Genomic DNA, 15,385 nt, shown 5'->3' on the forward strand with positions numbered 1-15,385 from the left:
CCCTGCCCCCTTAACGGGCCGGGGGCGGCCCCACCGAGTCGCGTACGACGACGTGTGTGCCCAGCAGCAGATGTTCGTCGGGGGAGCCCGGCGTGTGGTCGAGGGCCGTGCGGACGGCGAGGCGGCCGAGTTCCTCGTAGGGGACGTGGACCGTCGTCAGGGCGGGGTGGAGGTCGCGGGCGAAGGGGATGTCGTCGTAGCCGGCGAGGGAGATGTCGCCGGGGACGGTCAGGCCCGCCTCGTGCAGGGCGGTGAGGGCGCCCGCCGCGACCATGTCGGTGGCCGCCACGACGGCCGTGAAGTCGAGGTCGTCCTTGAGGGCTTGCCGCATGAGGCGGTGGCCGGCGTCGCGGGTGAAGTCGCCGTGCAGGAGGAGGGACGGGTCGGGGGTGAGGCCCCGGGCCCGGTGGGCGGCGAGATAGCCGCGTTCGCGGCCCAGAGCCGTGGTGTGGTCCGCCCGGCCGCCGAGGAACAGCACACGGCGGTGGCCCTGGGCGAGGACGTGGGCGACCAGGGTGTAGGCGCCGCCCTCGTTGTCGTACTCGATGACCGTCACCGGGGCGCCGGGGTCCAGTGGTGGTCTGCCGCACAGGACCAGGCGGGAACCGGCCGAGGCGAGGGAGTCGGCCATGCGGTGGGTGCGTTCGCGGTACTCGGGGGTGTCGGCGGTGCCGCCGACCAGGATCACGGCGGCGGCGCGCTGGGCGCGCATCATCTCGACGAACTCCAGCTCGTGCCGGACGTCGCCCTCCGTGCTGCAGACCAGGCAGAGGTGGCCGAGGCGGGTCGCCTCGCGTTCGACGCCGTGGGCCATGTGCGCGAACGACGGGCCGGTGATGTCCTCCAGCACGAAGGCGAGCGTGGGCGTGCCGACACCCGCGATCGCCTTCGCCCGCGCGTCCGCGACGTAGTCCAGCTCGCGGACCGCCCGCATGACGCGCCCGCGGGTCGCCGCGCTCACCGGGTACACGCCGCCGAGCACCCGGGACACCGTCGACGCCGAGACCCCCGCGCGGGCCGCCACGTCCCGGATGGTGCTGCGGCTCGCGTCCCCGCTCTTCCTCGTCATGACTGCCTCGTCTCTCCCGGGCGCCGGTCCGCACCCACCCCTCGGGAACTGCGGCAACGTGATGGCAACCGGTTCCCTCGACGGAGGCTAGCAGCGGGGAGGGGAGGGGGAGGAGGGTTGTGCGAGGACTGGTGAACCGGTGGTGAGCACGTACGCTCCTATGCCGCCCCCAGCGTCCCCGCGATGCCCGAGACCGCCTCCGGGCCCACCCGGCAGCAGCCGCCGATCAGACGGGCGCCGGACTGCCGCCAGCCCTTCACCTGGTCGGCGGTGAAGGTGGAGCGGCCGGTCCAGGAGCGGGCCTTGGCGTCCCAGGTCTCGCCGCTGTTGGGGTAGACGACGACCGGCTTGCCGGTGACCCGGGCCGCGGTCGCGGCGGCGGTGTCCACGTCCTCGGGTGCGCAGCAGTTCACGCCGACCGCGATCACCTCGTCCGCCTCGGCGGCCAGGGCGAAGGCCTCCTCCAGCGGCTGCCCGGCGCGCGTGCGGCCACCGGCGACGGAGTACGTCAGCCAGGCCGGCACTCCGAGCCCGCGCACCGCCCGCAGCAGGGCGGTGGCCTCGTCGGCGTCGGGAACCGTCTCCAGCGCGAGGACGTCGGGGCGGGCGGCGGCCAGCACCTCCAGACGGGGGCGGTGGAAGCGCTCCAGTTCGTCGATCGTGAGGCCGTAGCGGCCCCGGTACTCGGAGCCGTCCGCGAGCATCGCCCCGTAGGGACCGGCCGAGGCCGCCACCCACAGCGGGCGCGAGACGCGTGCGAGCCGGGCCGCGTCCCGTGCCGACTCGACGCTGAGCGCCATGAGTTCGGCCGCCCGGTCGTGGTCGATCCCGCGCTTGGCGAAGCCCTCGAACGTGGCCTGGTAGCTGGCCGTGATCGCCACGTCGGCGCCCGCCCGGAAGTAGGCGAGGTGCGCCTCCGTGATCGCCTCCGGCTGTTCCGCGAGCAGCCGCGCCGACCACAGTTCGTCGCTCAGGTCGTGCCCGGCCGACTCGAGCTGGTTGGACATGCCGCCGTCGAGGACGACCGTCCCGGCGGCGAGGGCTTCGGCGAGGGTGAGGGTGCTGGTCATATGGACGACGGTAGTCGAGACCCGGCGGTGGACCCCAGCCGATTGCGTCCAGTACATGAACAGGTCGCCCAACATATGGGACGGCGGGTTACGATCACAGCCCTCCCCCCACCCCCCCTCCGTTCGTCAGGACCGCCCATGACCGTCCCCAGCCCCGCCGAGGCCGCCGAACCCGTCGAGCCGGCCCCGGCGCCCGCTCCCCGCCGCACCTTCGGCCTCGCCGCCGCCACGGCCCTCGTCATGGGCAACATCATCGGCGGCGGCATCTTCGCCCTGCCCGCCACCGTCGCCCCCTATGGCACGGTCAGCCTGCTCGCCTTCGTCGTGCTCTCGGTCGGCGCGGTCGCCCTCGCGCTGCTCTTCGGCAGGCTGGCGCGGCGCAGCCCGGTCACCGGCGGGCTGTACGTCTACCCGCGGGACGCCTTCGGCGAGTTCGCCGGGTTCCTGTCGGCCTGGTCGTACTGGACGATGTGCTGGGTCAGCATCGCCGCCCTGGCCGTCGCGGTCGTCGGTTACGTCGACGTCCTGATACCCCTGCACGGCAACCACGTCCTCCAGGCAGCCGTCGCCATGGCCGCTCTCTGGCTGCCCGCCGCCGCCAACTTCGCGGGCACGCGGTGGGTCGGCACGGTGCAGGTCGTCTCAACGGTCCTGAAGTTCGTACCGCTGCTCCTCCTCGCGACGATCGGCCTGTTCTTCGTCGACACGGACAACTTCGGCCCGTTCAACGCCTCCGGCCAGAGCGTCTCCGGCGCGCTGGCCGCCTCCGCCGCGCTGCTGCTGTACAGCTTCCTCGGGGTCGAGTCGGCCGCGGTCAGCGCGGGCGAGGTCCGCGACCCCGGGCGCACGGTCGCCCGGGCGAGCGTCCTCGGCACGCTGGCCTCGGCATTGGTCTACATCCTCGGCACGGTCGCCGTCTTCGGCCTCGTCCCGCACGGTCAACTCGTCGACTCCGGCGCCCCGTTCGCCGACGCGGTGAACGCCCTCACCGGCAGCTCCTGGGGCGGCACCGTCATCGCCCTGGTCGCCGTCGTCTCGATCACCGGCTGCCTCAACGGCTGGATCCTCATGGCCGCGCAGATGCCGTACGCCGCCGCACGTGACGGTCTCTTCCCCGCGCCCTTCGCCCGGGTCGGCAAGGGCGGCGTCCCCGGCTTCGGCGTCTGGGCCTGCGCGGTCCTCGGCACGCTCCTCATCGCCCTCAACTACACGGCGGGCCCGGACACCACGTTCCGCGTCCTCGTCCTGATCACGACGTTCACCGGCTGCGTGCCGTACCTGCTGTCGGCTGCGGCCCAGCTGTACTGGCTGGCGCGCGGCACCCGCGCCCGCGTCCGCCCCGCGGGCCTCGCCCGCGACCTGACCGTCGCCGTCCTGTCCTTCGGCTTCTCCTTCTGGCTGATCGCGGGCGCCGGCTACGCGGCCGTCTACCAGGGCGTGCTGTTCCTGTTCGCCGGGATCCCGGTGTACGTGTGGCTGCGGGGGCGGCGGGAGGCGTCCGCCTAGAGCGCGTCGCGGGAGGCCGTGGTCGTGCAGCCCACGCGTCCTAGCCCTGTGTCGGGTTGCTGTGCAGCTTGCGCCGTTCCCGGCGGTTGGGATGGCGGATGACCACTCCCGCCATGCCGCCGGACCCGGTGAGCCGGACCAGCGGAGTTCCCGGGAGCCGGTCGGGGGTCGTCTTGTCCGTCAGGCCGCCGACGCCGGGGTGCATGCCGCTGGTGTCCGCGGCCCAGGCGTCGGGGATGACGATCGTGACACCGGATGTCTCCCCGTACGCCTCCACCGCGACCTCCGTGAGGCGGCACTCGACCCGGGTGAAGTCGATCTTCACACCCCCCATGCCTCCGTGAGCGATCACGTGCCCCGGAGCCTCCCAGCGCCCGGGGCCTCTAGACGCGCCATACATGCCGCCTTTGAGTACCAGCGGCGCCTGGCTCCCGGTGGAGTTCGGCCTCGGCAAGTCGGCGGTCAGGACGGCCAACTCGGCGTGCGTCTTGGACGTCAGCGCCTGCTCCAGGCGCGAATCCAGCTCATCGAAATCGATGCGCCCCTCGGCTGCCGCATCCCGCAACTGCTCGACCACTGCTTCCCGGTCGTCGTGAGAGGCGCGGAGCTCTCCTGAGTGAACAGGGCGCGGAGCGGGATTTGGAGGCTGAGTAGTCATGGCCACCAGAGTAGGCAGCCGGCGGACCGGGCGGACTGCTGCCGCCGTTTCTGCCCCCCTGAGCTTGTTCTGCAACCTGCAGCGTCGAGACGTTGCGGTGATGCGGCCGGCCCGGTGGTGAGACCGGGCCAGCCTGTCCGGTCCCCAGGACTACCCGGGGTACACGGTGTATGCGTGGCAGTCCTCACAGCCCTTGATCAAGGCCTTGGTGAACTTGCCCTTGGGGCTGGTGCGCGTCACCGAGGTACTGTCGTGCGCCCACTCCCCCCACGCGTCACCATGCATACGAAGCCAGACGTGGCCCGCGCACCGTCCGTCGTTGCCCTTGGCTGCGACGGCCTTCTTCTTGGTGAGAGTCATGGCGTAGTCGGTCTTGCAGGACCGCTCGTAGTGGAAGAAGCCGGGTTCATCGGTGATGATCGTGTCCGTGCCGGCGGCGGACGCGGTGGTGGTGGTCAGCATCAAGGCTGCGGCAGTGGCGCCGAGGGCCGTGGCGATGCGCTTCCGCGCTGCGGTGATGGTCATGTGGGTTCCCCGTGGTCGTCGTGGGTGAGCGTGGTGGCGTTGCCCGGGACCAACCCGGTCCAAGACCGGCAAGGGACCTGCCGGTGGCTGCCGAGAAGGCCCTTTCTGTTGTGCGCTCCACACTGCGAGGCGGATCCTGCACCAACCTTGCAAGAACCTAGACTCCGCTGGTGGGCGCGGGTTACTGAACCCGGGACAGCTGGATCGGACCGGTTGCCGGACACGGGGCACGGGGTACGGGGCGCTGGGAGGGCTTGTCATGGAGTTCCGACTGCTCGGTGGTATCGAGGCGCGGGCGAGTGGTGAGCCGGTGGATCTCGGGCCTGCCCGCCAGAAGTCCGTACTTGCGTCCCTGCTGATGGACGTCAACCGCACGGTGGCAACGGACCAGCTGGTTTACCGGGTATGGGGGCAGGCCCCGGCGCGGCGGGCCAAGGACACTCTGTACAGCTACCTCTCCCGGCTGCGCGGTGTGCTGTCGGGCGTGGGCGTGGACGTCAGTCGCAGCTCGGGGGGTTACGTGGTTGTCGCTGATGCGTTGGCGGTGGATGTGCACCGGTTCCGTCATCTGCTTGAGGATGCGCGCCGGGCGGCCGACGCGCCGAGGGCCGCAGCCGCCTTCCAGGAGGCACTGGCGCTGTGGCGCGGGACGCCGTTCGCCGGGGTGGACACTCCCTGGTTCAACGCGGCCCGGGAGGCCCTGAGCAGGGAGCGGCAGGCCGCTGAGCTGGACTGTGTGGATGTCAGATTACGGCTGGGTGAGCACACCGCGCTGCTGGCGTCCCTGTCCGAGCGCAGTGGGGCCCATCCGCTGGATGAACGGCTGGCGGCTCAGTACATGCTGGCCCTGTACCGGTGCGGCCGGCAGGCCGATGCGCTCGCCCACTATCGGCGTGTTCGGGCCATCCTCGCCGAGGAGCTGGGCATTGATCCGGGAACGGAACTGCAGCGTCTGCACCAGGCGATTCTGAGCGGCGACCCGGAGCTGGAACCGCAGCCGGCCACTCCACTGGCCGCAGCTTCGGTCTTGGTGCGGACACCGGCCGAGGCTGCCTGGACCGTTCACTGCCAACTCCCCCTGGATGTACCGGGGTTCGTTGGCCGCGCCGAGCTGATCCGGCGCTTGGAGGAAGAGCTGACCGCCCCCGTGACCGCGCCGGTCGTCGTGTCCGGCTCACCCGGCGTCGGCAAGAGCGCGCTCGCGGTACACCTCGGCCACCGCCTGCGGACCGCTTTCCCCGACGGCCAGTGGTATGTACACCTGGCGGGTAACAGCGGCCGTCCGCGTGATCCGGCCGAGGCACTTTCAGCGATGCTGCGCGCCTCCGGACAGGACCCGCAGACCATTCCCGAGCCGCTGGACGACCGCGCGGCCACCTTCCGCAGCCGGCTGGCCGACCGCAAGGTGCTCCTCGTCCTGGACGACGCGGCCGGTGCCGAGCAAGTCCGGCCGCTGCTGCCGGGCACCACCGGCGTCGCGGTCCTCGTCACCAGCCGGTCCGACCTGCGCGGCCTGGCCGTCAGCCACGCTGCCCGCACCGTACCCCTGGACGTGCTCGCCCCGGCCGAGGCCCGCTCCCTGCTGGTCACCACCCTCGGCTCGGCGCGGGTAGGCGACGAGCCGGAGGCCGCCGAGCGCCTGGCCGACCTGTGCGGCCACCTCCCCCTGGCACTGCGCATCGCCGCCGCAAACCTCGCCGCTCGGCCCGGCCGCTCACTCACCCAGTACACAGCAGAGCTGGCCGACGATGAGCGGCTCGCCAAACTGTCCATCGCCGGGGACGACCAGGCCGCCGTCCGGACCGCCTTCGACCACTCGTACGCCGCCCTGGAGCCCGACACGGCACGCCTGTTCGCCCTGCTCGGCCTGCACCCCGGACCCCACTTCAGCACCGAAGCGGCCGCAGCCCTGCTCGACTCCCCGCTCCCCGTCGCCGAGCATCTCCTCGACCAGCTCACCACTGCCGGCCTCGTGCAGTACACCGCCGCCGACCGGTTCCAGTTCCACGACCTGCTGCGGCTGTACGCCGCCGAACACGCCACGGCCGACCCCGACCACCCGGCGGCCTGGCAACGGCTGTGCGACTGGTACCTGGCCACCGCCGACGCCGCCACCGCCTTCGACTACGCCGGCAGCGTCCAGCTTCCGCGTCCGCGCGCTCAATCCACCCGCTTCGACGACCGGCACCAGGCCCTCGCCTGGCTGGAGTCCGAACGCGCCAACCTGGCCGCCCTGATCATCCGCACCGCCGATTCCGGCCCGCGCGAGATCTCCTGGCAGCTGGCCGACCAGCTGCGTACGTACTACTACAGTCGTCGGCACATGGCAGAGTGGCAGGCCACAACAACGGCCGCCCTGCGCGCCGCCGAACACGACGGCGCCACCCTCGCCCAGGCTGTGCTGTGGAACAGCCTCGGCCTGCTACGCCAGCACACCGGCGACACCCAGGCCGCCCGCGAGGCCCTGCACGCCGCCCAAGAGGGATATCGCACCACCGGGTTCACCCTCGGTGAGGTCGCCATCCTCACCAGCCTCGCGATCCACTACGCCCTGCGCGGCGAGATGCGCCAGGCACTCGACTGCCAGCAGGACGGCTACGCCCTGCTCCGCGATCTGGGCAGGCCGGTACTGCTCGCCCGCGCACTCAACACGATGGGCCTGGCCCACGCGTATCTCGGCGAGTTCAACCAAGCGGTGGACCGCATCACAGAAGCGATCGAGACATTGCGCGCGAACGACCGGCCATCGGGCACTGTCGGCCCCCTGGCCAACCGTGCCATCGCCCGACACGGCCTCGGCCACTACGCCGAAGCACTCGCCGACGCCACCGAAGCACTGCGACTCTGCAACAGCCACCAACGCCGCAACAGTGAGCCCCCCGTCCACGAGATCCTCGCCCGCATCCACCGCGACACCGGCCGGCCCGGCCTCGCCCGAACCCACGCCGAGCAGGCCCTGCGCACCGCCCGCGCGCTGGGTGAACCCACCCTTGAGGCCGACAGCCTGATCACCCTCGGCTCCATACACCGCCTGGACGACCACCTCGGCATCGCCACCGCATGCCTCCAGGAAGCCGTCGAACTCACCCACCGCTGCGGTTTACGCCACCAGGAAGCCGACGCCCACGCCCAACTCGCCCGCGCTCACCTCGCATCCGGCGCGACACCCACCGCGACGCACCACGCTCACCAAGCACTGGCCATCGCCCGAGCCCTGGACCTGCGCCCCGCAGAACACCGCGCCCTGACAGCCCTCGCCGCGATCGCCCAAACCGCCGGCACCCCCACCCAGGCCGCCGAACACACAGCAAAGGCCCAGCAGATCCAGAACGAGACCGGCTACCACCCATCCCCCGCAGACGAACCCAGGTGACACCCCCGGGTATCGCCATCTCTTGCCTCTCACCCATGGAACACATCGAGATGATCATTGATCACGGCTGGGTGAGCGAGTCAAGCAGGCACCCGGCTCGGGGCGGGCCGGTCTCACAAGGACCTCACCGTAAGCTGACGGGATGCCTGAAGTCGCCGTGGCGGACGCCGAGTTTCGCGAGGTTTTCGATTCCGCAGCCCTCGGAGGGACGACCCTCGTACCTCTCACGCACAACCCGTTGAACGGCGTCACCGCGGGCGTGTGGCGTGTCACGGGCGGCGGGCGGTCGGCCGTGCTGAAGGTGCTGACGCGGACCAAGGAGACCAGCGTCACGTGGGCCGCCTCCAACGACCCGCGGCACTGGAACTTCTGGCGCCGGGAGGCATACGTCTACCAGTCGGGGCTCGCCCAGATCTGGCAGCGGCACGGCATCCGCGCGCCCCGGCTGCTGGCCTGCGTCGAACGCCCCGACGGTGACCTGGCGTTGTGGCTGGAGGACGTGCCGGGCGAACCGGCGACGGCCTGGCCGCTAGCGCGGCACGTCGAGCACGCGTACCGGCTCGGGGCCGCGCAGGGCGCCGTGGGTGCCGGGGAGGACCGGCCGTGGCTGTCGCAGCGCTTCCTGCGCGACTACACGGCCGGCAGGACGACGGGCCAGGACCTGCTCGATGACGACAGGGCCTGGCGACACCCCCTGGTCCGGGAGCACTTCCCGGCGGGGCTGCGTGAGGACATGGTCCGCCTCCACCACGACCGTGAGTGGTTCCTCACGGTCATGGAGTCCCTGCCGCGCGCCTTCTGCCATCTCGACCAGTGGCCGGCCAACGTCCGCTCCGACGGGCGCGACAGCGTCGTCCTCGACTGGGCGTTCGCCGGGGACGGCGCACTCGGCGAGGACCTCGGCAACTACCTCCCCGACTCCGTCTTCGACCTGTTCGTCCCCGCCGCCGACCTGCCCGGCCTGGCCAAGGCGGCCTACGACGCCTACGCGCACGGCCTGCGCGCGAGCGGCTGGCGCGGTGACGAACGGCTCGTACGGCTCGGCGTGTGCGCCTCCGCCGTGAAGTACGACTGGCTCACCGCGCTGATGCTGGCCCGGGCGGACGACGAGCAGCCGGCCTACGGCGGCCAGGGTGCCGTCCCCGCTGAACTCCGCTACCGCGAACGCGGCCTGGCCCTGGCCTTCCTCGCCGACTGGGCGGCCGAGGCCCGGTTGCTGGCACCCCAGCTCGGCTTCCCGGAGGCGCCGAGCGGCCGCTGACCCTCGCGTTCCCCGCCGTGAGCCTCACTGCCGCGCGCGGGCCGTGTGCCGGCCGGCGCGTCGGCGGCCCCGGCCGCGTCGCGTCGCCATCGGTACGGCGAGGCTGACGACGAGGGCCAGCCCGAGGGCGTACGGCCACCAGCCGAAGCCGACGTCCTCGGACGCACCGGCGCTCCGGGGTGCCACGGCGCCGGACGCGGATGCCTCGGGTGCGGTGGGTGAGGGACTCGGGGCGGTTCCGGCGGTCAGGGCGACGTCGTTCCCGTCTCCGGCCCGGTAGTCGATGCGGTAGGTGGTGTCGCCGAGCTTCAGACGGGCGCCTTGCCTCAGCCCCTTGAACGTTCCCGTGATCCTGCCGTCGCCCCTGTGGTCGAGGACGGTGATCTCACGAGCGGGCCGGCCCCGGCCTCCGAGAGCCGAGACGTCGAGGTCCCCGGCCAGCCGTACCGTCCCCGTCACCCTCAGCGGCTTGCCGCGCAGGACCAGGGTGCCCTTCGAGCTCTGCGTGTAGGCACCGTTCACCGTGAGGCCGGTCGTCACGGCACCTTCGTTCGTCACCGCTCCCGCGACCGTGCCCTTGCCGGTGAGCGTGGTCGCGACGCGCAGGCCCGCCGCACCCGCGTCCAGCCGCGCCCCGGCCGCCGTGATCCGTATCGCCTTGCTGCGAGTCACCGTGGCACCTTTTCGCAGGGCCAGGGTGCCCTTGGAGACGGTGGTCGTCCCGGTGTACGTGACGGCGGGCCCCGTCAGTGTCGTCGTGGCGGCTCCCGACTGGGTGAGCGAGCCGCTGCCGCCGATGCGGGAGAGGGTGAGAGGCCGGCTCGTGTTGCGCAGGACGAGTGAGCCGTTGTTGACGACCTTGTAGTGGGCGCCCGCCGTGTACAGCCCGCCGTCCCCGCCCCGCTTCCCGCTGCCCAGCCGGAGCACCGCGCCCTTCTCGACCGTCGTCGAGCCGTCGTAGTACTGGACGGCCGCGAAGGTCACGTCGTTGCCGGGGGTTCCGGCGATGACGATGTCGCCGGCGCCGGGGGCCGAGAGGGTGTCGTGGAACCTGCCGCCGCCGATGGGGGCGCCGAGCGTCACCGGGCCGTCGTAGTCGAAGGTGAGGCGGGAACGGGAGCGGGCGGCCAGGAGGTTGATGTAGACCGTCTCGGCGGTGCCCGGCATGAAGATCCGGTTCGTGGTGCCGTCGCCCCACTGGACGTTCGCGCCCTTGATGTTGGTGCCGCGCTTGTTGACGTTCTTGCGGGCGGGCGTCCAGTTGAGGGCCGGGTCGCTGAGCGACGGGTCGCTGTCGCCGCCCCGGTCCGACCAGCTGTACTGGCCCGTCAGGATCACCTTGCCGCCGGGCCGCGACTGGACGTTGATGTCGCTGCCGTACTCGCGCTGGTAGAAGTCCATGCCCATCGTGACGGTCCGGCCGAGCGGCGTGTCGACGGTCCAGGTGCCCTGGTTGAGGACCTTGCGGACGTTCGGGAGCGAGGTCGCGTACTCCGGGCGGCCGGCGTTCAGCTGCGTGCCGTTGTCGATCACCCCGGAGAAGGAGTGCGTGCCCGACACGTCCCAGGTGCCCCACAGGAACCTCGGCTGGGTGATCAGCCCGGAGCCGCTGATGGTGCCCAGGTTGTACGCGCTCCTCAGCGACAGCCGCAGCGTGCCGTCGACCCGGATGTTGTCCTGGTTGAGGCGGAACGCCGGGGTGTTGTACGGGAAGCGGCCGATCAGTCCCGTCGTACCGCCGTCGCCGTACTGGAGCGTCGCGCCGCGCTCCACCGTGACGGCCGGCGGGTCGGGGTTGGCGACGGTGACGTACGGGTGGTTCCCGCCCAGCGTCCGCACCCGCTGCCGCCGCCGGGACTCCGGGAGCGTGAAGTCGCTGTCCTTCGTGAGGACCAGCGTGCCGCTGCCGCGCACCGTGAGCGTGCCCTCGCCGCGGAACACGCCGTCGTACGTCGTCGTCCCGCGCGGCACGCTGACGACCGTGTCGCCGCCGAGCGTCACGTCCCGGTCGGCCAGCACGTCGGCGGTGACGTCCCGCGGACCGGCGGCCCCCGCCGGGGGAGCGGCGAGCAGGGAGGCGACCGCCGCGAGGAAACCGGCGGCCGCTGCTGTGGTGTGGGTGAGACTGCGCACGGGAGGGGAGACGCGGGTGGAGGGCGGCCGATAACAGAAAATCGACGGTTGCCGTTCGGCCGCTCAGCGCCGGGCGAACTGCACACGCGTCGGCTGTACGGCGTCCGGGCGGACCGCGATGCCGTCGACGGTGAGTTGTTCGCCGTAGATGTCGGTGAGCCTCAGGGAGCCGCCGCAGCCGGTGCCGTCGGGGGAGAGGAAGTAGTTGTACTCGGTACGGGTCAGCCGGGTCCATCCGCTGCCGGTCCTGACCTCCAGCCGGGCCAGCGGGTTGCGGTGGCCGAGTGCCTGGATGCCGCACCAGTGGCGGCTGGAGCCGGTCTTGTAGCGGATCGAGACGGTGTCGGACGTGCTGGGGCTCAGCAGGCTCCAGGTGATCGGGATACGGCCGGCGGAGAGGCCCGCGAGCTTGGCGAAGGCCTCTTTGCTGAGGTCGAGCTGGCCGGGGGCGCAGGGCAGTGGGCACTCGTTGGTGATCCGGACCGTGACGGAGGCGCCGTTCGCGGCGCGGACCAGGATGTGCGCCCCGCATGCCTTGGACGTCTCGTAGTCGGTGTGGTTCATCGCGGCGACCATGAGGTCGGGGCTCGGGCCGTACAGGCAGGCGCCGTCGCCGTCCTTGGCGTCGTAGTGGGTGGCGACTCCCTGGTAGGCGACCTGGGGCTGGATGCGTCCGGCCAGCGGTGCCGTGCCGGACGCCGGCCGTGGTGCGGACGGCCGGGCGCCGCTGGGCGAGGGCCGTGCCGACGAGGTGGCCGCGGTCGGCGTCGGGGTCGGGGATGCCTTGGACGGCGTCGGCGTCGGCGTCGGCTTCGGTCTGGGCTTCTGTCCCGGTGCCGTGCGCGGGGTACTCGGCTGCTTGCCGGCGGTGGGCTCGGCAGCGGCTCGCACGGTGTCCGGCTCGCTGCCGGGGCGGAGCGCCATCATCAGGGACAGCAGAACTCCCACCGCTGCCACGGCGACGGCGAGGACGAGGGCCGTGCGCCGCTTGCGGAGGGGACGGCGGCGGGAATGGGATGCCACGGGTGGGTCCTTACGTGGTTCAGGATCAGGAGAACGCGTACTTTCGCCGCATCAGTGGTCGCCGGGGCCCGAAAGGTTGCCGCGCGTGCGGAGGTGGCCCTTCCAGGAGCCGGACGTCTTCGTCCCGTCAGACCCGTTGACCTCCAGGTGACACACCCTTACCTTTTCGGCGTTCGTAATGACAGATGGTGTTCGAAATGTCAGACGACGTATCAGGCAACGCCGTGTGTCCCCCAGTGAGAGGCAGGCCCCACCGCATGAGCCGCGATCGCGACCACGCTCTGCCCGAACCCCCCAGCCGCAGACTGCTGCTGAAGGGTGCCGCAGCCGCCGGTGCCCTGGCCGCCGTCCCGGGCGTGGCCCAGGCCGCCCACCTGGCCAGGCCCCCGAAGCCGGCCCCCTTCGTGAACCCGCTCGTCCGCAACCGGGCCGACCCGCACATCAACCGGCACAAGGACGGCTTCTACTACTTCACCGCCACGGCCCCCGAGTACGACCGCATCATCCTGCGCCGCTCCCGGACCCTGAACGGCCTGGGCACGGCGGCCGAGTCCGTGATCTGGCGTGCCCATCCGACGGGGAACATGGGCGCGCACATCTGGGCGCCCGAACTGCACCGCATCGGCGGCAAGTGGTACATCTACTTCGCCTCGGCGCCCGCGGAGGACGTGTGGGCGATCCGCATATGGGTGCTGGAGAACGCCCATCCCGACCCCTTCAAGGGCACCTGGGTGGAGAAGGGCCAGGTGAAGACGGCCTGGGAGACCTTCTCCCTGGACGCCACCACCTTCACCCACCGGGGCAAGCGCTACCTCGCCTGGGCGCAGCACGAGCCCGGAATGGACAACAACACCGGCATCTTCCTGTCCGAGATGGCGAACCCGTGGACCCTGAAGGGCCCGCAGGTCCGGCTCTCCACCCCCGAGTACGACTGGGAGTGCATCGGCTTCAGGGTCAACGAGGGCCCGTACGTCCTCAAGCGCAACGGCCGCCTCTTCATGACCTACTCGGCCAGCGCCACCGACTTCAACTACTGCGTGGGCCTGCTGACCGCGGACGCCGACAGCCACCTCCTGGACCCCATGAGCTGGACCAAGTCGCCGACGCCGGTCTTCACCAGCAACGACACCACCAAGCAGTACGGCCCCGGCCACAACTGCTTCACCGTCGCCGAGGACGGCCGCACCGACGTCCTCGTCTACCACGCCCGCCAGTACAAGGAGATCAACGGCGACCCGCTGAACGACCCCAACCGCCACACCCGCATCCAGAAGCTCGGCTGGAAGCCGGACGGCACCCCGGACTTCGGCATCCCGGTCGCCGACACCGTCAAGGCGGGTGACTGAGATGAGACGCGCGTACGCGGTCCTCCTCGCCCTGTGCCTGGCGCTGGCCGGCGCCCTCGCCACCGCCGGCCCCGCCCAGGCCGCGCCCCAGACCCTCACCAACGGCACTCAGTTCACCGACACCTCGGGCAACCCCGTGCACGCGCACGGCGGCGGTGTCATCAAGGTCGGCTCGTACTACTACTGGTTCGGCGAGCACCGCAACGCCGACAACACCTTCCGGTACGTCGACGCCTACCGCTCGACCGACCTGAAGAACTGGGAGTTCCGCAACCACGTGCTGACCGAGGCCAGCGACCCGGAGCTGGCGACCGCCAACATCGAGCGGCCGAAGGTCATGTACAACGCGTCCACCGGCAAGTTCGTGATGTGGATGCACAAGGAGAACGGCACCGACTACAGCGAGGCCCGCGCCGCCGTCGCCGTCTCCGACACCGTCGACGGCAACTACACCTGGAAGGGCAGCTTCCGCCCGCTCGGCCAGCACATGTCCCGCGACATCACGGTCTTCGTCGACACCGACGGCGCCGGGTACATGATCTCCGCCGCCCGTGAGAACTACGACCTCCAGATCTACCGCCTCACCGCCGACTACACCGGCATCGCGAGCCTGGTCGCCAACCCCTGGCCGGGCGGCCACCGCGAGGCCCCCGCGCTGTTCAAGCGGAACGGCGTGTACTTCATGCTGACCTCGGGCGCCACCGGCTGGAACCCCAACCAGCAGCAGTACGCCACGGCCACGAACATCGCCGGCCCTTGGTCGGCCATGAAGAACATCGGCGACTCGACGACGTACGGCTCGCAGACCGCCTACGTCCTTCCGGTACAGGGCAGTTCGGGCACCTCGTACCTGTACATGGGGGACCGCTGGGGCAACTCCTTCGGCGGGACCGTCAACGACTCCCGGTACGTCTGGCTGCCGCTGACCTTCTCCAACTCGACCACGATGTCCATGTCCTGGTCGCCGGAGGTCACCATCGACACGGCCGCCGGGACCGTCTCCGGCACGAGCGCCACCTACAACACCCTCATCGCCCGCCACTCGTCCAAGTGCGCGGACGTGACCAGCCAGTCGCTCCGGGCGGGCGCCCAGCTCAAGCAGTACGACTGCAACGGCGGCACCAACCAGAAGTACTGGTTCAAGTCCGTCGGCAGCGGCTACTACCAGCTGATGGTGAGGAACAGCTCCCTGTGCGTGCGGGAGAACGCGAGCACGGTCACGCAGGAGAACTGCAACGCCTCCGCGACGAGCCAGCAGTGGTCGCTGACCACCACCGGCTCGTACGTGAACGTCAAGTCGCGCGCGAGCGGCGAGTGCCTCGACGTGAACGGCGCGTCCACCGCCAACGGCGCCGCGCTCATCACGTACACGTGCAACGGAGGCACCAACCAGCAGTGGACGCGCGGGACATGACGGCCCC

General features: G+C 71.2%; 11 protein-coding genes. 5 read left to right on the forward strand and 6 right to left on the reverse strand.

The window, feature by feature from the left end; genetic code table 11:
* Positions 1 to 10: 10 nt before the first annotated feature.
* Both HDA41_RS31300 and mmuM read right to left on the reverse strand, forming a co-directional pair.
* Positions 11 to 1,069, reverse strand: coding sequence for a LacI family DNA-binding transcriptional regulator (locus HDA41_RS31300; RefSeq protein ID WP_184989897.1), 1,059 nt, complete (start codon positions 1,067 to 1,069; stop codon positions 11 to 13).
* Positions 1,070 to 1,227: 158 nt separating this feature from the next.
* On the reverse strand, positions 1,228 to 2,139 hold the full coding sequence (mmuM, locus tag HDA41_RS31305) for a homocysteine S-methyltransferase (protein WP_184989899.1): 912 nt from the start codon (positions 2,137 to 2,139) through the stop codon (positions 1,228 to 1,230).
* 138 nt (positions 2,140 to 2,277) lie between these two features.
* On the opposite strand from mmuM, the gene HDA41_RS31310 reads away from it, so the two are divergent.
* Positions 2,278 to 3,645 (forward strand): amino acid permease, encoded by a 1,368-nt coding sequence (locus HDA41_RS31310; protein ID WP_184989901.1) that lies wholly within the window; start codon positions 2,278 to 2,280, stop codon positions 3,643 to 3,645.
* 40 nt (positions 3,646 to 3,685) lie between these two features.
* On the opposite strand, the gene HDA41_RS31315 is transcribed toward HDA41_RS31310, so the two are convergent.
* A complete protein-coding gene (locus HDA41_RS31315) occupies positions 3,686 to 4,303 on the reverse strand; it encodes a DUF1707 SHOCT-like domain-containing protein (RefSeq protein ID WP_184989903.1) in 618 nt (205 codons plus the stop codon).
* A gap of 150 nt (positions 4,304 to 4,453) precedes the next feature.
* Positions 4,454 to 4,828 carry a hypothetical protein gene (locus HDA41_RS31320; protein ID WP_184989904.1) on the reverse strand — a complete coding sequence of 125 codons (375 nt, stop codon included), beginning with the start codon at positions 4,826 to 4,828 and terminating at the stop codon, positions 4,454 to 4,456.
* 259 nt (positions 4,829 to 5,087) lie between these two features.
* Here HDA41_RS31320 and HDA41_RS31325 point away from each other — a divergent pair, with 259 nt between their 5' ends.
* The gene (locus HDA41_RS31325) at positions 5,088 to 8,201 is read left to right on the forward strand and encodes an AfsR/SARP family transcriptional regulator (protein ID WP_184989906.1); all 3,114 of its coding nucleotides are present in this window, start codon (positions 5,088 to 5,090) and stop codon (positions 8,199 to 8,201) included.
* 142 nt (positions 8,202 to 8,343) lie between these two features.
* Positions 8,344 to 9,462, forward strand: coding sequence for an aminoglycoside phosphotransferase family protein (locus HDA41_RS31330; protein ID WP_184989908.1), 1,119 nt, complete (start codon positions 8,344 to 8,346; stop codon positions 9,460 to 9,462).
* Between the two features lie 24 nt (positions 9,463 to 9,486).
* Here the strand turns inward: HDA41_RS31330 and HDA41_RS31335 are convergent, their stop codons facing one another.
* Both HDA41_RS31335 and HDA41_RS31340 read right to left on the reverse strand, forming a co-directional pair.
* Positions 9,487 to 11,595 carry an autotransporter-associated beta strand repeat-containing protein gene (locus HDA41_RS31335; protein WP_184989910.1) on the reverse strand — a complete coding sequence of 703 codons (2,109 nt, stop codon included), beginning with the start codon at positions 11,593 to 11,595 and terminating at the stop codon, positions 9,487 to 9,489.
* 63 nt (positions 11,596 to 11,658) lie between these two features.
* Entirely contained in the window at positions 11,659 to 12,618 is a 960-nt protein-coding gene (locus HDA41_RS31340) for an expansin EXLX1 family cellulose-binding protein (protein ID WP_184989911.1), read from the reverse strand.
* 257 nt (positions 12,619 to 12,875) lie between these two features.
* Between HDA41_RS31340 and HDA41_RS31345 the strand changes: the two genes are divergently transcribed.
* Entirely contained in the window at positions 12,876 to 13,964 is a 1,089-nt protein-coding gene (locus tag HDA41_RS31345; protein ID WP_184989913.1) for a glycoside hydrolase family 43 protein, read from the forward strand.
* Position 13,965: 1 nt separating this feature from the next.
* Positions 13,966 to 15,378 (forward strand): RICIN domain-containing protein, encoded by a 1,413-nt coding sequence (locus HDA41_RS31350; RefSeq protein WP_184993883.1) that lies wholly within the window; start codon positions 13,966 to 13,968, stop codon positions 15,376 to 15,378.
* The last annotated feature ends 7 nt before the right edge of the window (positions 15,379 to 15,385 follow it).

The organism is Streptomyces caelestis (assembly GCF_014205255.1).
Taxonomy (GTDB): Bacteria; Actinomycetota; Actinomycetes; order Streptomycetales; family Streptomycetaceae; genus Streptomyces; species Streptomyces caelestis.